18 protein-coding genes are annotated in these 22,301 nt (G+C 40.1%); 12 read left to right on the forward strand and 6 right to left on the reverse strand.

Going from position 1 to position 22,301, the window contains the following annotated elements:
- From J2S11_RS21735 to J2S11_RS21745, 3 genes are all read right to left on the reverse strand, one after another.
- Positions 1-760 (reverse strand): NTTRR-F1 domain (locus tag J2S11_RS21735; protein ID WP_307398227.1); only part of this gene is annotated, 760 nt, incomplete at its 3' end.
- A 40-nt stretch (positions 761-800) separates the two neighbouring features.
- Complete coding sequence (locus tag J2S11_RS21740; RefSeq protein ID WP_307398229.1) at positions 801-1,841, reverse strand: hypothetical protein; 1,041 nt, start codon at positions 1,839-1,841, stop codon at positions 801-803.
- A 230-nt stretch (positions 1,842-2,071) separates the two neighbouring features.
- On the reverse strand, positions 2,072-2,740 hold the full coding sequence (locus J2S11_RS21745; RefSeq protein ID WP_307398231.1) for a TerC family protein: 669 nt from the start codon (positions 2,738-2,740) through the stop codon (positions 2,072-2,074).
- Between the two features lie 264 nt (positions 2,741-3,004).
- Between J2S11_RS21745 and J2S11_RS21750 the strand changes: the two genes are divergently transcribed.
- The 8 genes from J2S11_RS21750 to J2S11_RS21785 all read left to right on the forward strand — a co-directional run bounded on the left by J2S11_RS21750 (position 3,005) and on the right by J2S11_RS21785 (position 12,998).
- Entirely contained in the window at positions 3,005-4,159 is a 1,155-nt protein-coding gene (locus tag J2S11_RS21750) for a THUMP domain-containing class I SAM-dependent RNA methyltransferase (RefSeq protein WP_307398232.1), read from the forward strand.
- A gap of 405 nt (positions 4,160-4,564) precedes the next feature.
- The gene (locus tag J2S11_RS21755; RefSeq protein ID WP_307398235.1) at positions 4,565-5,518 is read left to right on the forward strand and encodes an alpha/beta fold hydrolase; all 954 of its coding nucleotides are present in this window, start codon (positions 4,565-4,567) and stop codon (positions 5,516-5,518) included.
- A gap of 102 nt (positions 5,519-5,620) precedes the next feature.
- Positions 5,621-6,763, forward strand: a complete 1,143-nt coding sequence (locus J2S11_RS21760) for a DUF418 domain-containing protein (RefSeq protein ID WP_307398237.1) — start codon at positions 5,621-5,623, stop codon at positions 6,761-6,763.
- Positions 6,764-6,781: 18 nt separating this feature from the next.
- Entirely contained in the window at positions 6,782-7,573 is a 792-nt protein-coding gene (locus tag J2S11_RS21765) for a MerR family transcriptional regulator (RefSeq protein ID WP_307398238.1), read from the forward strand.
- A complete protein-coding gene (locus J2S11_RS21770; protein WP_307398240.1) occupies positions 7,563-9,326 on the forward strand; it encodes an ABC transporter ATP-binding protein in 1,764 nt (587 codons plus the stop codon). The genes J2S11_RS21765 and J2S11_RS21770 overlap by 11 nt, the downstream gene beginning before the upstream one ends.
- 95 nt (positions 9,327-9,421) lie before the next feature.
- Positions 9,422-10,501, forward strand: a complete 1,080-nt coding sequence (locus tag J2S11_RS21775) for an AI-2E family transporter (RefSeq protein WP_307398241.1) — start codon at positions 9,422-9,424, stop codon at positions 10,499-10,501.
- 348 nt (positions 10,502-10,849) lie between these two features.
- Positions 10,850-11,377: a DUF8052 family protein gene (locus J2S11_RS21780; RefSeq protein WP_307398243.1), complete on the forward strand. Its 528-nt coding sequence runs from the start codon at positions 10,850-10,852 to the stop codon at positions 11,375-11,377.
- A gap of 1 nt (position 11,378) precedes the next feature.
- Positions 11,379-12,998, forward strand: coding sequence for a carbon starvation CstA family protein (locus J2S11_RS21785; protein WP_307398245.1), 1,620 nt, complete (start codon positions 11,379-11,381; stop codon positions 12,996-12,998).
- Positions 12,999-13,163: 165 nt separating this feature from the next.
- Here the strand turns inward: J2S11_RS21785 and J2S11_RS21790 are convergent, their stop codons facing one another.
- Both J2S11_RS21790 and J2S11_RS21795 read right to left on the reverse strand, forming a co-directional pair.
- Complete coding sequence (locus J2S11_RS21790; RefSeq protein ID WP_307398247.1) at positions 13,164-14,027, reverse strand: 2-oxoacid:ferredoxin oxidoreductase subunit beta; 864 nt, start codon at positions 14,025-14,027, stop codon at positions 13,164-13,166.
- 1 nt (position 14,028) lies between these two features.
- Entirely contained in the window at positions 14,029-15,771 is a 1,743-nt protein-coding gene (locus J2S11_RS21795) for a 2-oxoacid:acceptor oxidoreductase subunit alpha (RefSeq protein ID WP_307398249.1), read from the reverse strand.
- 859 nt (positions 15,772-16,630) lie between these two features.
- On the opposite strand from J2S11_RS21795, the gene J2S11_RS21800 reads away from it, so the two are divergent.
- Entirely contained in the window at positions 16,631-18,169 is a 1,539-nt protein-coding gene (locus J2S11_RS21800) for a fumarate hydratase (RefSeq protein WP_307398251.1), read from the forward strand.
- Between the two features lie 460 nt (positions 18,170-18,629).
- Here the strand turns inward: J2S11_RS21800 and J2S11_RS21805 are convergent, their stop codons facing one another.
- Positions 18,630-20,075, reverse strand: coding sequence for a cryptochrome/photolyase family protein (locus tag J2S11_RS21805; RefSeq protein WP_307398252.1), 1,446 nt, complete (start codon positions 20,073-20,075; stop codon positions 18,630-18,632).
- Positions 20,076-20,273: 198 nt separating this feature from the next.
- Between J2S11_RS21805 and J2S11_RS21810 the strand changes: the two genes are divergently transcribed.
- The 3 genes from J2S11_RS21810 (at position 20,274) to J2S11_RS21820 (ending at position 22,134) form a co-directional block, all read left to right on the forward strand.
- Complete coding sequence (locus J2S11_RS21810; protein WP_307398254.1) at positions 20,274-20,420, forward strand: hypothetical protein; 147 nt, start codon at positions 20,274-20,276, stop codon at positions 20,418-20,420.
- A gap of 414 nt (positions 20,421-20,834) precedes the next feature.
- The gene (locus J2S11_RS21815; protein WP_307398256.1) at positions 20,835-21,980 is read left to right on the forward strand and encodes an AimR family lysis-lysogeny pheromone receptor; all 1,146 of its coding nucleotides are present in this window, start codon (positions 20,835-20,837) and stop codon (positions 21,978-21,980) included.
- Between the two features lie 13 nt (positions 21,981-21,993).
- On the forward strand, positions 21,994-22,134 hold the full coding sequence (locus J2S11_RS21820; RefSeq protein WP_307398258.1) for a hypothetical protein: 141 nt from the start codon (positions 21,994-21,996) through the stop codon (positions 22,132-22,134).
- The last annotated feature ends 167 nt before the right edge of the window (positions 22,135-22,301 follow it).

Genomic DNA, 22,301 nt, shown 5'->3' on the forward strand with positions numbered 1-22,301 from the left:
CTTGAGCACCAGTAGGCCCTTGATTTCCGGTAGCTCCTTGAGCCCCCGTGGGTCCTTGGGCTCCTGTAGAGCCTTGAACACCAGTGGTCCCTTGTAGTCCCGTCGGTCCCTGAGCTCCGGTGACACCTTGAGGTCCAGTAGCTCCTTGTAATCCCGTAGGTCCTTGAACACCAGTAGCCCCTTGCGATCCCGTAGTCCCTTGAGGTCCGATTGATCCCTGAGCTCCTGTAGCTCCTGTAGGTCCCATGACCCCTTGCGGACCGGTAGCCCCGGTAGCTCCAGTAACGCCACTACCACTACCTTGAACAGATAATAAAGCCACATCATCAACTAGAATATCTGAACTTCCTGATAATATTTGTCTCTCAATTAAAAGAATTATTTGAGTTGTGTTAGGGGGAGGTAAGCTGGTAATTTGATAAATCTCAATCCAGTTTAATATTGATGGTAAACGATCAGTTGGGATAGTGACATTAAGTCCTAATCCAAGAAGATTTGATAGAGAATCGTAATATTCTATTCTAATTCTTACTGGAGGGCTAGGTGCGGTACTTACTTTTGATAAAGACAAAATCAAATTATAATTTGTGTTAGGTGTAAATGATACGCTCTGGTAAATGACAGAGTAAACACCTTGAAGTCTTGCGCTAAAGCTCCCTGAATGACTGCTCAGGCTTGTAACGGACGCATTTAGAGCTATCCAAGGGGAAAAAGAACCGTTTTCAAAGCCTCCATTAGTAATTAAGTTGGAAATGGACATACTGTTCACCACCTTTCATGAATACTTCTATGAAATTACTTCAGTTTTCATAAATATTTGCGATCAGTCCCCGAGTTATTGCATCAACAACTAGAATATTTGTGCCGTTAAAAGTAGCTCTTGCTTCATAAATATGTGTTCCAGCAGGTGGAGAGTCTACCCAATTAAATCCAGGAACTAGACTATATACTCGTAAAACACCAACAACTTTATCATTTTCTAATCCTTCAGTTACTTGTGCTATTAGTGTATCGTCTCTATATATCGAAAGGGTCAAAGTATAACTGAATGTAGCGGCTAAGCCAATGACCATCAGTGATTCGGTAAAAGTGTTCAACCAAACATTCTGACCACTTGTTGTGGTTACAGTCACTGTAGTAAGAGTTGTTTCTTCAGTCAATGGGAGTTCTATCGAAGAGGGGGATTGATCAAAAACTAGCAGATTTCCAGAGCCAGTAGCCCCCGTTCCGCCCGTGACTCCAGTAAGCCCGGTCGCTCCAGTCACCCCAGTGTTACCAGTAACTCCGATGCCCGTAGCGCCAGTAACCCCAGTGGCTCCAACAAGCCCAGTTACCCCCGTCACCCCAGTGTTACCAGTAACTCCGATGCCTGTAGTCCCAGTTACACCAGTGGCTCCAGCAAGCCCCGTCACTCCTGTTACCCCAGTGTTACCAGTCACCCCAAAGCCCGTAGCGCCAGTAACCCCAGTAACTCCGATGCCTGTAGCCCCAGTTACACCCGTCGCTCCAAATCCTGTCGCTCCTGTTACTCCAGTAAACCCCGTAGCCCCAGTGGTCCCTGTCCCATAGTAATCACCAGTAGGTCCAGTCACCCCTCGGAGTCCAGTAGCACCCCGAGGTCCAGTAGCTCCTCGAGGTCCACGTCTACCTCGTCCACTTTTTTGAAACGTTATATTTTGGTCTTTAATATAGACATTTGTACCGCAGCCTCTTTTTGATTTCTTTCTATCTTTTTTACAATCTGACTTAGGCTTGCGGGCAGATAATTCTTGCTTTTTTAATAGGGAGCATTTTGCTCTTTTAGCCCTTATATTTTTATGGAAGCCTCTCTTTTTCCTCATTTCTCCCACCTCTCATTATTTGTCCTTCCTACAATATACTGCTCTATTGAAAAAGAGGAACGGCTATAACCACAGTAGACGTTGCTAGACTTTTGCGGATTATTTATTGGCATATAAAAAACGCTCCCAACTCATTGTTGAAATGGTTTAGGAAGCGTTCTCTGCTCTTATCGGGATAGGCTCGCCCAATGCTACTGTATTAGGGGCACTCACTGTTACAAGCCGCTGCTTTAAAAATGAGCATGCAGGGATCTCTTTTTTAACGTCCAGCCCCAAACGATAACTAAAATAGCTAAGGCAAAAGGTAGAATCCAAGTAAAAGTCGGAAGGAGAGGCTCGAAAAACTGTTGCATATACTGATCCTTCAAAAGCATCTCGCCAGCTGTAAAGCCTAGAATTCCAGAACCAAGATAAATAATGATTGGTATCCTTTCAATTAATGAAAGGACTAGCTGACTACCAAACACAACAAATGGAATACTGATTAGAATACCTAAAATAATAAGTGATAGATTTCCGTCTGCCACAGCTGCGATGGCAATGACATTATCGATACTCATAACAAAATCAGCAACGATGATGGTCATTACTACATTATGTATCGTTTGCCCACCTTTAATCTTTTCATGATCCTCCGAGCTGTTGATCAGCTTGACGGCGATCCAGAGGAGGAGGATTGAGCCGAAGGCTGTTAAAAAAGGGATTTTTAATAGCTGTAGCGCGATAATGGTCAGCCCAATGCGCAAAGCAACGGCGGCAAATGAGCCCCAAAATACCGCCTTATTTCGTAAGTGCTTAGGCAGGTTTCGACTTGCCATAGCGATAACAAGGGCGTTATCTCCACTTAATATGAGATTAATGATCACGATTTTAAAAAAGGATAAAAGCCACCACTCCATGCGAACGCCTCCTTCATGCACTATGTATATGCAAAAGCTTGGCTTGTTAGGACAGGTTTAGCTCGTCTTTGTGTCCCCAATCATTTTCAGCTATAATGTACGGAGTATAGATAATAGATAGGTTGAGGTAAGTGAAATAGGATGTAAAAACTATTAATTCTTGATGAATAAAGTCTTGATGAAATTGACGACTTCGGATGAGTATAGAGTAAAGTTTAAGTTAAGCATTTGGTTTATAAAGCTAGGGTAAAAGGGAGTGTAAGCATGAAAAAAATAGAGTTGATTGCCACGTCTTCGGCTGGCTTAGAAGCGGTAGTAAAGCAAGAGGTTGTTGACTTAGGGTATACGAATGTACAGGTTGAGAACGGTAAGGTGACGTATGAAACGGATATGAAGGGCATTGCCCGTTCAAATCTATGGCTACGTACTGCGGATCGAGTCAAGCTGAAATTTGGTGAGTTCAAAGCGTTTACGTTTGATGAGCTATTCGAGAAAACCAAGGCCTTACCTTGGGAGGATATCTTACCTAAAAATGCTCATTTTCCTGTGCTAGGACGTTCTGTAAAATCGAAGCTGTTCAGTATTTCGGACAGTCAAGCGATCGTTAAAAAAGCGATTGTAGAAAAGCTTAAACAAGCGTATAAGATCGATTGGTTTCCAGAGGATGGTCCTACATATACAATTGAGATAGCCTTGCATAAGGATGTGGCCACAATTACTCTTGATACAAGTGGAGTGGGGCTTCATAAGAGAGGGTATCGACGGTTGCACACTGAAGCTCCAATGAAGGAAACAATGGCAGCTGCCCTGCTTTTAATCAGCAGGTGGAAGCCCAATATTCCATTGATCGATCCTTTTTGCGGTTCAGGGACTATTCCCATTGAGGCAGCATTGATCGGACAGAATATTGCCCCGGGCTTTAATCGCATGTTTGATGCGGAGGAATGGTCCTTTATCCCGAAAAATGTGTGGGACGAAGCGTTAGAGGAAGCGGAGGATTTAGCAAAGTACGATCAAAAGATGTCTATTGTAGGCTCTGATATTGACGCTGAAGCGATTGAGCTTTCTAAAAATAATGCGCTCGAAGCTGGAATAGGGCATACGATTACCTTTAAGCAAAGGGACATTCGTCAGCTTTCCTCTGAGCATGAATATGGCTATGTCATTTGTAACCCGCCATATGGGGAAAGGCTTGGGGAGAAGGATGAGCTTGCACAGTTGTATAAGGTCATGGGACAGGTTATGAATCGGATGGATACATGGTCTAGCTATGTGTTTACCTCCTATGAGGATTTTGAAGTAAAGTTTGGTAAACAAGCGAGTAAAAAAAGAAAGCTGTATAACGGAAATATTCGCTGTGATTTCTATCAGTTTTTTGGACCTAGACCGCCAAAGGAAATACTAGATAGAGAACTATAGTAAGAGGGAGTAACAGGCTTACAGGAGCCATTCAAAACTGGATTAAAAGCATGTGGTGCTTAGCACTACATGCTTTTTTACAGTCTAAGAATTTATAATTATAAAATTTGATACAATGGATTTCTTCAAGTTTTTTAAATTCTGGCTGCATGTAAAAGCTTCCTCTAACGATGGACTAGACAACCTCTTCGAGAGGACTTCAATAGAAGCTTTTCTTATCTTTCAACAGATAAATCTCAAAAAGTAGATAGATTAAGAAAACATAGGCTTTGATCCTGTGGAAATTGCAGCAGGGGTGTAAAGTTTTTTCTAATTCTGCTTGCACCTCCAGTTCCTGTAGGCTGTATGATTGAGCTAAGAAAAAGGAATGGCTTTGAGAAAAGAAATGAATGGGTGGGGAGTGTGATGAAAATGAAAGAGAAAGAGATAGTACATCACTTAAAGGACGGAAGAAGATTAGCATATTTAGAATATGGAGAGCCGGACGGCATTCCAGTCATGTTATTTCACGGAACACCAGGATCGAAGGCGTGGTTTTTAGAGGATGATGATACAGCAATCTCGTTAGGGTTGCGTTTAATAGCTACTGATCGTCCAGGCTTCGGCGGCTCTGATCCTAAGCCAAACCGAACACTGCTCGATTGGGCAGATGACATTGCTGAATTAGCTACTCATTTAAATCTACAGAGGTTTGCTATCATCGGGGTGTCTGGAGGAGGAGCTTACGCAGCAGCGTGTGCCTATAAAATTCCTTCAAAATTGACGCATGTTTCCATAGTTGCAGGTGCCACTCCGTTCTTAAATGGCCAACCACCTAAAAGTATGATGAAGGCGAATCGCAGAGCTTTCTTTATGGCAAAACGAGTTCCATGGATCCTAAGAATGAGCTACAAGGCTCAAAAAAAGATGATGGAGAAGCAGCCTGAAAAGTTTATAAAGCTAATAAAGGATGGAAATTCTCATCTAGCCAAATGGGATCAGCAGTTTACGCAGGAGGATGGTTATGGGGAGGAGTTCCTGCTGCACATGGGAGAGGCTTTTAAACATCGAATTGATGAAGGAGTTCATGAACCTCGTTTGTTAAGCATGCCTTGGAGATTTAGTCCAAGCGATATTCATTTTCCACTTCATATATGGCATGGGGAAGAGGATCGCATGTCTCCGTATTCAGAAATGGTTAAGCTTGCGGCTACGATTCCTAATTGTCAAACTCATTTTATTCCTCAAGCTGGGCATTTTCTAATAGCTGATCTACAAATATGGGAAGCTATCTTAAAGACGATTAAAGCTGACTCAAGGAGTGGAATGACTGATGTTGATGGAGGCAAAAGGTCAAGAGAAGTTCTGGAACCGCTATGAGAGGATAGCTACTTGCTCAAAAAGCTGGAACATGTTTAAGCGACATACGTAGTTAACACATACAGAGAATGTACTGGGCGGAATAGGAGAGGTGAGAGGCATATGGGAAGAATAAGGATTTTAGATGTTCTAAGGGGCTTAGCCATAATTGGAACATTAGGTACAAATATTTGGATTTTTGCTACCCTAGGAGATATTGATTTTCTATTTGGTGAAACATTTGAGTGGTGGACAACAGCAGAAACTATTGCCTCAACATTATTCGTCTTTTTTACAAATGGTAAATTTCTAGGGATGCTGACCATTCTCTTCGGAGTAGGTCTTGAGTTGAAAAGACAAAAACATGAGAGACTAGGAACTCCTTGGCTGGGAGTGTATATGTGGAGCGCTATTCTCTTGTTTATAGACGGTTTCATTCATTTTTTACTGGTTTTTGAGTACGACATCTTAATGAGCTATGCAATCACAGCGATTATTGTAGCTTGGCTTTTACAAAGAGGTCCAAAGTGGACAAAACGAGTGGGCTACACTTTGGCTACCTTACATGTGATCGGAGTTGCTTTACTGAGTCTTTTGTTGGCCTTTCTTCTAAACGATCCAGAGGGACTTAGGGAATTCCAAAATATCTTAGTTGCTTCAACTGAACTGTATCTGCATGGTACGTGGTGGGAGCAGGTGACCTATCGCTTTCAGGGCTTTTGGAGCCTAAGGGGAGAAGCCATTGGTGTTATTCCAATGAACATCTGCCTCTTTCTTGTAGGGGTCTGGTTTGTCAGGCTGGGGATGTTTGGAGTGGATGATAGAGGCAAAACTTTAAGACGTAAGCTATTGATCTGGGGACTTGCTCTGGGTCTACCTTTGAATGCTTTGGTTTTAATACCAAATGGTTATTTTGAAATGGCTGTGCGCTATTTATTTGCACCGATTCTTTCTCTTGGATATATAGGACTTGTATCACTTTGTATGGAGAAGAGCTTTTTCACTTTTACGTTTAGACGATTCGAAGAGATAGGACGCATGGCTTTAAGCTGTTACATTTTACAGAATATCGTAGCTTCCATTATGTTTTATGGCTGGGGCTTCGGCTTAGGGCAGTATAGTAATACGTGGCTTATTTTGGAAGGTTGGCTGTTCATTTCCTTGTTAATGATGGTCTTTGCCCATTTCTGGTTACGTAGATTCCGTAGTGGACCCGTTGAGTATGTTTGGAGAAAAATGGCTGCATGGCCAATGAAGAAGACCTAGGGAAGGGAGACACACATAATGAAAGAGAAATATTCGATAGGGGTCTTCTCTGAAAGGACAGGGACGCCAGTTCGTACGTTGCATTACTACGATGAAATAGGATTGCTTAAGCCCGAAAAAAATGCAAGCTCAGGACATAGGCAGTATTCAGAAAAAGATGTGCTTACCTTGCAAAAGATCATTAGCTTTAAATTTTTGGGCTATAGCCTAGAGCAAATTTGTACGATGCTTCATGAGTCAAAGCATGATGTTGGATTAATGGAAACACTCTTAGTTCAACGAAAGGCATTTGAAGAGAAAAAAGAACATATTGAGTCATCATTAAGAGCCATTCAACGGACAATCACTTTGTTAGAGGATCAGGGTGAGGTGGATAGTACGGTTTTGATGAGTTTAATTCGAAACATTCAAACGGAGAAGGAGCAAAAGCAATGGCTTGAAAAGCGTATCTCTAAAGAAGTAGTTTCTCAGCTATTCGATAAATCAGAGGAGGATTTAGTTGAATTAGACAAGCAATTTATTAGCTTCATGAAAGGGATGAGAGAGCTATCTACTGAACCATTTGATAGCCCTGAGGTACAAAGGTTTGTGGGCACATTTATAGAAACATTGATGAGCTCTTTAGGAGGAATTGAAGCGATTCAAGCTCTAGCTGAGCTTGATCACAAAGAAATTGATGAATTAGATCGATTGGTTCCTTCTCCTTTTACAAATGAGGATGATGAATGGCTTCAGCAGGCTATTGCCTATTATTCCGATAACCATGAGGAGCTTAAGGAGATGTTAGGGGATGGGAAGGATGAAAAGTAGTGAGGAGAATCGTACGGTTTCGTACTCTAGCTTTTTTGCCTTATTGAAGAAAGCGAATCCGCCGAAATGGATTATAGCTATTGCTATCACGTTGAGTTTAGTAGAAACGGTAGCAGGGCTGATTGTTCCTATCATGACCATGAATTTGGTCGATCAGCTGGCGGAATCTCTTTTATCTACAGGGGTTATTATTCTTTTGATTCTAGCGTTTGTAGTTCAAACTGTTTCTTCAGGGTTTTCATACTACCTAATGTCCTATATTGGGGAATATGTCGTTGCTTATATCCGCACCAAGCTATGGGATCATGTTTTGCACTTACCAATCCCGTATTTTGATCAAAACGCTTCAGGGGATACGATGAGCAGAATTACACAGGATACAGGAGTGATAAAAAACTTAATTACCTCCCACTTAATTCCGCTAGTATCCGGGCTCATTTCCATCTTCGGAGCGGTCGCTATCTTAGTCTATATTGACTGGAGAATGACCTTAATCATGCTCATAGCAGTCCCAATCTCTGGACTTGTCATGTGGCCATTGGGAACAATTATGTATAGGATTTCTAAGAAAATGCAGGATAAAATGGCTTCCTTTACATCTGCACTAGGGAGAGTGCTAACCGAGATTCGGTTAGTCAAGTCATACAACGGTGAAAGAATGGAGCAGGAGCAGGGGAACAAGGAGATTCAGCATCTATTTACCTTTGGGCTGAAGGAGGCAAAAATACAAGCGATCATTTCTCCTTTTATGACCACCATAATGATGGTTGTTCTAGTTATCTTAATTGGTTATGGAGGCGTACGTGTAGCTGAGGGTACTCTTTCAGCAGGGGCCCTAGTTGCTATCATTATCTATATGTTTCAGATTATTCTGCCTGTTAGTCAAATGGCTCAGTTTTTTACGGCCTTCCAGAAGGCGATGGGTTCAACAGAGCGTATTCAGATGATTTTAGGCACGGAGTCAGAGGAGCTTGAGAAACAAAGTGTTGTACCACATGAAACAGCACAAGCTTTGAGGTTTGACGGTGTTCAATTTGGCTACCATCCTGAAAGAAGGATTATTAAAGACATATCCTTTGAAGCCTTGGCTGGAAAAACGACAGCTATAGTTGGACCAAGTGGTGGTGGGAAAACAACCTTATTTTCCCTCATAGAGAGGTTCTACAAGTCAGATCAAGGAGCTATTGCTTGGGGAGGGCAGGATATTATGAGCTTTTCACTTGAGAGCTGGAGAAAGCAAATCAGTTACGTTTCTCAGGAGAGTCCGATCATGTCGGGCACGATTCGTGAAAACATCTGCTATGGTCTTGAGAGAGAGGTATCACAGGAGGAGCTGGAACAAGCGGCTGCCTTAGCTAATGCGTCTTCCTTCATTCATGATTTAGAGGAGGGGTATGAAACAGAGGTAGGAGAAAGAGGGATTAAGCTCTCTGGAGGACAAAGACAACGGATAGCGATTGCCAGGGCGATTATTCGGAATCCTAAGCTGCTGCTATTGGATGAGGCGACCTCCAATCTAGATAGTGAATCTGAAAAGCTTATTCAAGACGCATTACAGCAGCTTATGCAAGGGCGTACTACTTTAATCATTGCTCACAGACTAGCTACTGTTGTGCAGGCTGATCAAATTCTAGTTGTGGAGAATGGAGAGGTGACAGGTCAAGGAACACATGACCAGCTTTATAGAGAGAATACTTTATATCAGAAGCTTGCTTCACAGCAGCTATACGCCATGGAACAATTGGAAGTATAAATATTTAGTGTGACGAAGTATATGGATTATTTTCTTCACCTATGCTAATGTTAAGAATATTTATCATTACGATTGGTGAATGGAGTAGGGGCGTCATGGAGTTTCTTAAGTCGTTTTTTGCTAACCTTACTGTTAGACGGTTTCTCATTCTGATTTTAATCTGCGTGCTGCTGTTTAGTATTAAGCATATGCTCAACTTAGTATTGTTTACGTTCTTAATTGCGTATATTATGAACCGTCTACAAGGTATTATTTCAAAGCAGGTCGATAAAGTTTTTAAAGTAAGTCCCAAAATAATAGTTATTCTTTTGTATGTTACCTTTATAAGTGTCTTAACAATTGGGATATCTAGATATTTGCCTGATATCCTACTACAAATTAGGCAAATCTATAATATTATTTTGCTTTGGATCGTATCGCCACCTTCTACAGACGGTGTCTTCGGATTTATCATTCACTACATTCAAGAATTAAATATTGAGTCTTACGTTAGAGAAGGCTTTTCCTATATCGTTAAGCTAGGAAGCTTAGGCACAACGATTGTGTTTGCCCTCGTATTAAGTCTATTCTTACTTTTGGAGAAGGATCGGATCATTCGCTTCACGGCGAAGTTTAAAACGAGCAAGATTTCTTGGTTCTACAATGAGTTAGAGTATTTTGGCAGGCGCTTTGTGCTTTCTTTTGGTAAGGTTTTAGAGGCTCAACTGCTGATTGCTGTGTTTAACACGATTTTTACATTACTAGGCTTATGGATTCTTGGCTTCCCTTATTTGTTTGCTTTGGGGATCATGATATTCCTACTAAGCTTAATTCCAGTAGCAGGTTTTCTAATCTCTCTTATTCCATTATGTATTATAGGCTATAAGCTAGGCGGATTTATGCTGGTGATCTACGTGCTGGTGATGATTTTCCTTTTACACTTTATTGAAGGCTATTTTCTTAATCCAAAGCTGATGTCGTCTAAAACAAACCTGCCCGTTTTTTACACGTTTACGATTCTTATTTTCTCGGAGCACTATTTAGGTGTGTGGGGATTAATTATTGGAATTCCGATCTTCGTATTCCTATTGGATATTCTTGATGTGGATGTTAATGAGTCTGGAAAAGAGGACGATTCCGAGGGAGGGGAGGGAGGGGCATCAGAGAGTATATCTCCTGATCCTTCTACAGAATAAGCTGAATTGAACCCATTTTTCATTACCTAGAACTACCTGTTTAATATGGATATAAGTAAAAGTAAATACTGAAGAATGGACCCTTGGTACTAGAATAGGGTCTTTTTTTACTATTAAATAACATATTATCCCAAAAAAGAGATTGTAGTAAAAAGATGATGAGAACAAATGAAGTTGAAATTAAATTGTATTTATTCTAATTTTTCTAAATTTATTTGAAATTTTACTTGAGATGCTAGTATAATAGAAAAAAGTTCATGGCTTGTCCATGGTGACCTTACTTCACTACAAGGAATTGAAAGCGCTACCAAGAATAAAGTGGTTGCAAATCAAGTCGGAGGTGCAAAAATGACTTTTCAGCATGTTCATTCTTATATTAATCAGGTATGTAATCTATACGTTCATCATTTTGACATTTATCGGAATCAAAAAATGGAAGGATTTGATTTAGATTTCATGGCTGCTCATAAACGTAGAGATGAAAAATATATGATTTCAAAAAACATAAAGGTGTGGGGGGTTGAGAATCAGCAGTACATTTTTACTGCTACCAGTAAGCAAAGCATTTCAAAGGAGTTTATAGCTCAATTTAAGAGTAGTTTAAATCAAGTAATGCCTGACTTTATACCATATAAAAAGGAACACATGTCCACCATTTTTATAGGAGTTGTCATTACAAACCAAACTGTCAGTAAGACTATTGAGAAGGAAGCTGTAAAATATCGGAAGCTCAAATTTTTAAACTTTGGTTGGTATGGATGGGCAGAATGTTATCTTGCAATTGTTAGCCTAAAAGAGAATAAGATAGCCATTCACCCAAAAGGTCAGCCATTTGTTAAACCTTTTATTCAAATTTTAAATGAAGGGGTTGCTTAATATGAGTTTTTTAACAATTCTATTTATTTCCGGTATTGTCTTTGTACTTGCTTATTTCACTTATGGAAAATATCTTGAAAAAAAGCTGAACGTTGATCCTAATCGAGAAACACCTGCCCATACGATGAAGGATGGAGTGGATTATGTACCTGCATCTAAGCCAGTTCTACTCGGTCACCATTTTGCAACGATTGCAGGGGGAGGACCTATTGTTGGACCAGTAACAGCAGCTGCATTCGGCTGGATTCCTGCGGTTTTGTGGATTGTTATTGGAAGTATCTTTATGGGTGGTGTGCATGATTATACATCCTTACAAGCTTCGATTCGTCATAAAGCACAGTCCATTGGAGCCATTATAAAAGAGTATATTGGTAACAGGGGGCAGACCCTATTTATGCTATTTGCGATTGCTACGCTTATTCTCATTGTTGGTGTATTCATTATTTTAGTCGGAAATACGTTTGTGGCCGTTCCTGAGGCAGCGACGGCATCCATGCTTTTTATTGGGGTAGCTATGCTGTTTGGCTTTATTGTCAACCAACTTCGGATGAATCTAGTATTAGCTAGTATACTAGGAGTAGTGGCAATGCTAGGGTGTGTTTGGCTAGGATTATTGTTCCCGCTACAGCTTAGTGGTACTGTATGGACATTTATTTTAATCGGTTACGCATATCTAGCTTCTATCTTGCCTGTTTGGTTTTTATTACAGCCTCGTGATTATCTAAACTCATTTTTACTATATGGAATGATGGCTGGTGCTGCAGTAGGGATTATTATTGCGAATCCATCTATTCAGCTTTCTGGTTATACAGGCTTCTATAATGCTGAGCTAGGCTTTCTATTTCCCATCCTATTTATAACGATAGCTTGTGGAGCTATTTCTGGCTTTCACTCACTTGTTGCATCTGGAACGACAGCGAAGCAATTAGACAATGAAAAAAGTGGAAAATTTATTGCATATGGAGGTATGCTTCTAGAAGGATTTTTAGCCATTATTGCTGTAGGATCAGTAGCTTATCTTACACAAGCAGACTTTGCAGCAAGGATGGATGCCATGGGTGGTCCTATCGGGACCTTTGCAGCAGGAATAGGGCATTTTATGTCCTATTGGGGCATTAATGAGGCAACTGCCATCACATTTACAACACTAGTTGCTTCTGCTTTTCTATTGACAACATTAGACTCTGCTACGCGTTTAGGACGGTATGCCGTTCAAGAGCTTGTTGAGCGTAGCTCTCCAGCTCTAGCAAAAAATCAACATATTGGAACAATTGTTGTCCTTGCAGGAGCTTCAGCCCTTGCTCTTTCTGGAACGTGGAGCTCAGTTTGGCCATTATTCGGATCTGCAAATCAAATGCTAGGAGCATTAGCCCTACTAGCGGTAACAGCTTGGTTGTCTAGGCTTGGTGTGAAGACATACTTTACCGTTATCCCAATGGTTGTCATGTTTATTGTTACTATCGGTGCCCTAATATCGTTAATGGTGACCAATTTTATGAATGGAAACCTGTTCTTAGCTATTTCAGCATTTGTACTTTTTATTCTCTGTCTCTTCCTTGTGTTTGAATCTTGGAAAGCAATGGTTCAGAAGAAGAGCGAGGAAAAAACGATAAAAGTATAGGAGTTATGAATTTATAGATTCTCGTTACAGACTTACGAGACTTTATTAATTGAAGTTAAACGGATAGTCATAGTAAGAAAGAGAAGCTTAGGAATAAAAGAAATAAACGAATAATAGAGGGCAACCCGAAGATAATCTTTGATCTTAGGGTTGCCCTCTAATGTTTTATTTAAACTCTGCCCAAAGCTGATCTAACACGCTTTTTTCAGTGGATACATCATTAAACGCAATTGGTGTTTCAGGGTAGCCGTCCAAGAATGTGTGATACGCAGGACGCTCTTGTTTATAGATGATTCCTTGAAGGTTACCATCATGCTCAATAACCTGAGTATAGGCCTGTGCCTTGTCGGATGGATCATAGCCCTCCACCTGACTTAGGTCGATTAGATTCTCTTTGAAAAAGTCGTACGTATTTACCTTATTGAAGGTAACACATGGGCTGAACACATTCACTAGAGAGAACCCTGGATGCTCCATGGCTTGCTGGATAAGATCGGTTAATCCTTTGATATCTCCTGAGAATGCCTGAGCAATAAAACTAGCTCCTGCTCCTAACGCTAATTCAAGAGGTTTTACTTCACGTTCACCTGAGCCTTCCGGTGATGTTTTAGATTTGAAACCTTGAGAGCTAGTTGGTGAGGTTTGCCCTTTTGTTAGTCCATAAATACGATTATCCATAACAACATAGGTCATATCTACATTTCTTCTAGCTGCATGTGTGAAGTGACCAGCTCCAATTCCATAGCCGTCGCCATCTCCCCCTGAGGCAACCACTTTCATGCCGCTGCTCGCAAGCTTCACTGCCTGAGCAACAGGCAGTGAACGTCCGTGTAGGGTGTGGAATCCGTAGGAGCGTGTGTATTCAGAAACCTTACCTGAACATCCGATGCCAGATACAATCGCTAATTGATGGGGCTCTAAGCCTAAATTAATCGCTGCTTTTTGAATGCCAGCCATAACGGAGAAATGACCACATCCAGGACACCAAGTCGATACATCACCACGATAATCTTTTAATGTTGCTGCCATGTTACACAACCTCCTTCACAATTTGTCCCACTTGCTTCTCTAAATCCTGTTTACTGAACGGGTCACCATTAAATTTAGTAATTGTTTGAAGCTTATCTCCAACTTGAAGTTCTTTCTGAATCATTCCAGATAATTGACCACTCCAGTTGTTTTCTACAACAATAACTCGTTGCGCAGCGTCAATTAACTCCTTAATTCCTTCAGGCTGGAACGGATAAAGCACTTTAATATGGGCTAAGCCGGCATCCCCGCCACTTGCATTTAGGTCATGGATATATTCTTCAATGACCCCACGAGTAGAACCAATTCCAATGAATAACGTTTCAACGTTACGCTCTTCACCACCGATAAATTCATATCCTTTTGTTTTAAAGGAATCTAATTTACCTAATCTTTTATTCATCATGGCCACACGCAACTCAGGAATCTCTGTGATATGTCCCGTTTCGCTGTGCTCATTTGAGTTAGCTGTATAGACACCACCCTTTTGTCCTGGTATGGAGCGTGGAGAAATACCATCCTCTGTTAAGCGATAGCGTTTAAAGTTAAATTCCTCAAGCTCTGCTAGCTGCTCCTCTGTTAGAAGCTTACCACGATCAATTTCCTCAAACTTACTTAAGTCGTAATCTGGGCATGACTGCTTGTTTAAGGAAAGCATGAGGTCAAGAGCTACGATAACAGGACATTGGTATTTTTCAGCTAAGTTAAAGGCAGTAGAAGCAACAGTCATACACTCTTCAACAGTACTTGGTGCTAAGACGATCCTGGGAATCTCGCCGTGTCCAGAATAGACCATGGTATTTAAATCACTCTGTTCATATTTAGTAGGTAGCCCTGTTCCTGGACCCCCACGCTGAGAGTTAACAATAACAACTGGTGTTTCAGACATCCCGGCTAAGCCTAGAGCCTCTGTTTTTAGAGAGAAACCTGGTCCAGAGGTACTTGTTAGAGAACGTACACCGGCAAAGCCCCCGCCGATAGCCATAAGGATACCCGCAATTTCATCCTCTGCCTGTACAGCTGCTCCTCCTACCTTTGGCAGGTTAGCTTTCATATATTCCATAATTTCTGATGCTGGAGTAATTGGGTAAGAAGCTAGGAATCTACAGCCAGAGGCAAGAGCTCCAAACGCAAACGCTTCATTTCCCATTAATAGTGCCTGATTTTTTGGTTCAGGAGTATTTAATTCGATTGATTTTAAGCCAAGCTGTTGAATATATTCATAGCCTGTTTTAAGGGCATTAATGTTAAGATCTACAATTAACTGTCCTTTTTTACTAAACTTCTCTTCAACAAGTGGAGCAAAAATCTCATAGTGTAAGCCCATTAAGTAGAGGGAAGAACCTAGGGCTATCATATTACGAATAATCTTATTCCCAAGCTCTTCAGCTAGCTTGGTGAAGGAAACATGGATAACAGTAACATCATCTACTGTTTCCACTTTTTCCTCTCTTTTGTTCTCCATCAAAACAAATCCGCCTTTAGACATGGCCGGAAAATTATGCTCGTAGGATTCCTGATCAAGAGCTACTAGAATATCCGTCGTATCCCCGTGATAGTAAGTAGGCTCAAGGCTAGCACGGATGTGATAGTACGTATGTCCTCCTTTAATACGAGAGGCGAAATGCTTATACGATGAAATATGAAACCCTTGCTTCATTAAGGTTGAAGCAAAAATTTCTCCCGTACTGTCAATTCCTTCTCCCTGCTGTCCACCAATTTTCCATGTGATCTCCGATTTCATAGAAACCTCTCCTTTTCCTAAGTGTAATAAGCACTTGGTGATTGAAAGTGCATAGACAATAGTACAGCTTTGTTCATTCGATTCATGAGATGCATGGCCTTTTGAGAAATGATTGTCTTTTAAAATGAATCAATCTGTTATAGTTATATATATAAAAATAATAGTACACATCAGTTATCTACCTTCAGAATATTCCACTACATCGGATATGTCAATAGAACACACTCTAATTACAGTGTGTAATAGCTATTTTTATATCCGATAGCTTGAGATATTCGTCCTGAAGAAAGCTCTATAACAATGGTTGCTTAAAACTGTTACAATATTATTAAAGATCATATTAATACAGAAACAATGTGTAAAATTGAGCTGAAAATTATATTTTTATATATAAAGAGCTAGTATGCTCCTATACTAGTGAATAACAAAAAAATAAGGTTGTCTGTGATGAATGTTACAAGAGGAAAAGTATGTATGTATGAGAGTGTGTTCCTTGTAAGCGCTTTCTCTATCTGTTATAGAAAGAAAGATCGTACAATGTAATACACGAAATGAAAAACAAAAAGGGACAAAACATAAACTATTCAAAATATTATATTACATTATTGTATACTATAAAGCAGAATATGGCAATAAATGAAAGGGCATTCTAATCTTTTTTCACCTCTAGCTTAGTGAATAGACAAGCTTTCTTAGGGCTTGTTAAAATATCTCTCAAATTATATCTGTTATATATCAGATGAAGTTTAGTTTATGATCTGTACTAATATTTATATAACAGAACACTATCCTTTTTTTAAAGAGATAGAAGGAGTATAATAAAAAGTATACAAAAGAGGGAAGAGGGGCTTGTCACAAAATGAAAACGTTTAAAGATAGTATGTACCAGCTAATCGTTGAAACTTCAACCGTATTACCGCCTGACGTTCGCGCTGCGATTGCTAAGGCTAAAGCGAGTGAAAATGCAGGAACGCGTGCTGCATTATCTCTTTCTACGATTACAAATAATATTAAAATGGCAGAGGATAACGTATCACCAATTTGTCAGGATACAGGGCTGCCTACTTTCTTGATAAAAACCCCTGTGGGAGCTAATCAGCTTGAAATGACCAAAGCGATTAAAGAGGCACTTGCAGAAGCAACGAAAAACGGGAAGCTAAGACCAAATTCTGTGGACTCTCTGACGGGAGAAAATAGTGGAGATAATCTAGGTCAAGGATTACCAGTGATTAAATATGAGCAATGGGAAAAGGATGAAATTGATGTCCGTCTCGTCTTAAAGGGTGGCGGATGTGAAAATAAAAATATCCAGTATAGTCTCCCGTGTGAACTGGATGGGCTTGGACGTGCTGGCCGAGATTTAGATGGCATTCGAAAATGTATCATGCATTCCGTTTATCAAGCACAAGGACAAGGCTGTAGTGCTGGGTTTCTCGGTGTGGGGATCGGTGGAGACCGTTCCTCAGGCTATGACTTAGCTAAGAAGCAGCTTTTCCGTGAGGCGGATGATGTTAATCCTCATGAGGACTTAGCACAGCTTGAGGCTTATGTGATGGAAAATGCGAACAAGCTAGGCATTGGGACGATGGGCTTTGGAGGAGAAACGACATTATTAGGCTGTAAAATTGGTGTAATGAACAGGATTCCGGCTAGCTTTTTCGTTTCTGTAGCGTATAATTGCTGGGCTTTTCGTCGTCTTGGTGTTGTGATTGATCCTCAAACGGGCGATATTAATCGTTGGCTTTACAAGGATGAGCGCAATATTGAAGAGAGTGTACAAGAGGTTATCGACAATGCGAAAACAGAAGGAGCGCGCGAGGTTGTATTACAGGCTCCGATCACAGAGGAACAAATTCGTGAGTTAAAGGTTGGGGATGTAGTTATTCTTAATGGAAGCATGCACACAGGAAGAGACGCTTTGCATAGCTATTTGATGAAGAATGATGCACCTATTGACCTTAATGGAGAGGTCATTTACCACTGTGGACCAGTTATGCTAAAGGATGAAGAAGGAAATTGGCAGGTTAAGGCTGCTGGACCAACGACTAGTGCCCGTGAGGAGCCTTATCAAGCGGATATTATTAAGAAGTTTGGTATTCGCGCCGTTATCGGAAAAGGTGGAATGGGTCCTAAAACTCTAGCTGGATTAAAGGAAAGTGGAGCTGTCTATCTAAATGCAATCGGAGGAGCGGCACAGTATTACGCTGATTGTATTACGGGAGTGACGGGTGTACATTATCTGAAGGAATTTGGTGTTCCAGAGGCGATGTGGCATCTCGAGGTTGAAGGGTTTGCTGCTATTGTTACGATGGATTCGCATGGAAACAGCTTACATGCAGAGGTAGAGAAGTCTTCTTTAGAAAAACTGGCTGAATTTAAGGAACCAGTGTTTAAGTAAATAAATACAACAAAGGGTGTCCTGAAGTGATGGTAAATGACTTAAGGATGCCCTTTTTTATTATGATATAAGGAAGTTGAAAGCATATTTTTATATAAGTCTGATCAAGTTAGTTTAAGAAATGTACGCGAATATGTTGTGTAAGAATAGATATGGGGAGAGATGAACATGTGCTCAAAAGGACTAATCCTTCTTTATCTAGATTCCTTACTTCACACTTCGTTGAAAGTAACAATCCCTAATGGATATACATTAAGAATGTTATAAGGAAGATATGGAGAAACGTTGGAGAGAAATATATTCTCAGTTAAATATGGATTTTTCTATAGAGCAATGTATAACTCCGAATGAGTTAAAATAATTTATTGGGAAGTTCTAGCTAAAGATATGTAACCCCGTATCTTAGCTGTACGGGGTGTTATTATCATGTATTGTTGGGTTTTGTTTTTGAGTATCTAGTTCATGCATCTCCATTAGAGGTGGACTCTTTAAATAACTCTAGAGCTTTTTCTCTCATAACTCTATGATCTACGATTGGCTTAGGGTAATCCTTCCCTATGATACAGCTGCTCTCTTTTTGTACAGAATCAGGCATGGTTATGGGGTTATGAATGTATTTTACAGGGACATTCTTCAGCTCAGGTATATACTGCTTGATGTAAATGCCATTAGGATCAAAGCGCTCAGACTGCCGAGTTGGATTAAAGATACGAAAATACGGTACAGCGTCCGTCCCGGTTGAAGCAGCCCACTGCCATCCGCCGATATTTGAGGCAGGATCATAATCAATAAGACGTTCCTCGAAATAACGCTCTCCCTTTCGCCAATCAATCAGTAAATCCTTTGTTAAAAAAGAAGCCACAATCATACGTACTCTGTTATGCATCCAACCCGTTTGATTCAGTTGACGCATGCCAGCGTCCACAATGGGAAAGCCTGTTTGTCCTTCTGTCCACCTTTTGAAGAGATCTGCATCATCTGTGTTCCAGGTTAATCCCCGATATTTTTCAATGAGCTCCTCATTCTTGCTTTTAGGATAATAATGATAAATCATATTATAGAAATCACGCCAAGCGAGCTCCTTAATAAAAGTTTCAATTCCCTCACAATCTGCTCTACCTTGAATCTTATCTAGAGCAGCATAGAAAATTGTTCTCGGAGAAAGCTGTCCTGTTCTTAGGTAGGCAGAGATACCGCTTGTAGCTTGCAAAGCTGGATAATCTCGTTTTCTGTGATAATCATCTATCGTTTCTGTTGTGAATTCCTCTATGCGCTGTAATGCCTGTTGCTCTCCTACGTGCTCCCATTGCGTTATCCTCTTGCTTAGAAGCTCCTGGTATACTTGCTCGCCATCCGCAAATTTTCGTTGAAGATGAACGGCATGCTTTTTCAGCTTATCTATATCTACCTGAACTATCTTAGGCTTTTCAGCTTTAGACCATCGCTTGTAGTACGAAGAAAACACTTTATAATGAGAGTGGTCTGCTTTAAGAATATCATGGGCAGAATGAATATGATGATCGAGGCAGGGGAAAACAGCTATATCTTTTGAATTCAAGTGTTGGATGACAGCATCATCACGTTCTCTCCCGAAGCCAACTTCGTCATAGTTAAAATAAAGAGCTTCGAGATCTGAGGTTTTGATAAGCAAATCGTCTAATGCTGAGAATATGTTACCGTGCATGAAATGTATAGGAAAATTCAGTTCTTTCCCATCATCTACAAAGCTCTTTAATGTAGCGTAGAAATAATCATGCCTCGGGCTAAACGTCTGATTAAGCGCAGGATGTAAATGGAATAGACCAATGATTTGATCCTCTTCATGCAATGCGAGTATAGCTTTTGCTAAAGCGGTCTGGTCGTGAAATCGAAGGTCCTTACGGAACCATACAGCAATTGTACCCATCTAATCAGCCTTTCATTAATGTTCCTTTAAGTATAACGGGAAGTAGGTTCTAGGGAAACAAAATGGTTCGATATAACTACTAAATGCAGTCCAATTTCAGCTAGTAAAGTTTTGGCTTCCTTGATAAAATAAAGGAGATTACATGATTTTCATTTTTTGAAGAAAAACAAGCGAAAATTTTGAATAGGAGAAGAGGTGATGGTGTCTTTTAGATCGCTTAATGAATATTTGTATGATATCAAGCATAATCTAGTGAAAAAAGTTGGGGCTGTTTTGTTGTTCAAACTGATCTACGGTGAAAATCATTCAAACACTAGTGGCGGTCAAGAGTATTGCTATTCATGAGCTTGTGTGCAATCCTTATTTGTATAAGATATGTGAGGTAGGAAGTTCCATAGTCAAAGATTTTTGAATAACGTTTGAGGTCCTGTTAAGTCTGCAGCATTTTTTTCCGCCGCGCTTTGAAGCTGAAGCAATGCTATTGGTCGTCTTATAGAAGTGATGGAGTCCATACTCCAAGCGAGTTTTATCAGATGAATCACTTTCGACAAAATCCAGACGCCATACTCAACATTCTTTCAAAAATTTAGCTAAAATGAGAGAGCTTGTTTAATAGAAGGGATTACAAAATTCGCAAAATTATAATTACAGCTTGACGCACTGAATCCTATACTATAAATTGTAAAGTAAGGCGCTATAACTGGAACGACAGGCTTTTGGCCATAGTTATTTTAAAGCGGAAAGTTAGGGGGAGAAATAATGCTAAGAACACATATTTTAAATCAGCTAGATAGAAAAAGAATAGGTCAGCGAAATTTGGCGAAAATTGCCGGCGTAAGTGAATCGACAATATCTAGATTCTTAAATGATAGGGACGAATTGAATTTTGAATCCATTCTTAAGATCGTGAAGTTTCTTTTTCCGGAGAAGGAAAAGGAGTATATAGAGGAGTACGCTACTACTCAAAAAAGCATGAACGCTCGTTACTGTATGGAGTATTGTATGATTCATAGGCTGTGGCACATTACAGAAGGTATTATTGCAACTCTTTATGATTCCACAAACCCTCTCGACCGTGAGTGGGCTAGGGTCTATGAGCTAGAGCTCTTACGAGTGAATAAAAGAATTGAATATGGTGAGCTTTTAACGGAGTTAAAGCGTTATTATCCCAAAGCGATTGAGGTACAGATTCTTCATACCTTTGTTACGGCATACGCTTATTATGATATGAATAAGCACAGTCTTCTGTATGATTTATTAGAAGGGCTTGACCAGCAAATTGAACAAGTAAAGAGTCCATTTATGAGAGATTGCTTTAATATTCGCCTCGGTCTGCTTTTGAATCGTTATTTCCTATTACAAAATAAGGTTGAACAGGCTAGAGAATATAGTTATAAGGTGATTAATCAGGATGTAGCTGAGCATGTTAAAGGCCTAGCTTATTTATATTTAGGTGAATCTTATCTATATGAGGATTACGAAACAGGTAAAGCTCATATTGAGAAAGCTTATTTAATCTTTGTGGACACAGAAAGAGCAGAGAATGCAAGACATGCACAGCAATCGTTGTCCTTCTTGCAGTCCTACTGGAAGGTTGATCGAGAATTTCTTCTGGAGCTAGATTCTGATCGAGCGGTTGTTGAATACAGCCATTATTTGCTTGGTAAAGATGAAAAGGTTGAAGCTAAAAAAATGTTGGATACAATAGACGTTGAAAACTTACCTGATTGGGATAAGGGCTTCTTTTACTATAGTCTTGGATTATTGGAAAAGCATGAGCTTGCCTTCCATTACTCTGTGAAATGGTTTAAGAAGACGGAAAATGCGTTTCATCTCCAATTAGCTTTACATGAATTAAAGAAAATGGAAACAAATGAAGTTTTGTTGGAGATTTTAAACTTGTAAGGAGGATATTATTTTGAAAAAGAAACTGTTTAAAGTGCTAGTGACTTTTTCTATAGTTTCTATGGTATTTGTTGGTGTTAGTACTTCAGCTTTAGCAAGTGGTAATGCAAGTCCGACACCGTATTCTATACCAGTAGAGATGGCTAAATTTTAAAAAGTGCTGTTTTATAATAAATATTTTTGATGATAAGAATAGGGACGTCTCAATGTATTGACTTGAGGCGTCTTTTTTGTACTATGCGTGCCCAGCAAGCCGTTAATTGCTAGTCGGTGGAAGTCCGATCTAAGTAAGAACCAAGTCGCTTAGTAGCTGACAGGCAA

Origin of the sequence: Bacillus horti (assembly GCF_030813115.1) — a bacterium.
Classification (GTDB): Bacteria; Bacillota; Bacilli; order Caldalkalibacillales; family JCM-10596; genus Bacillus_CH; species Bacillus_CH horti.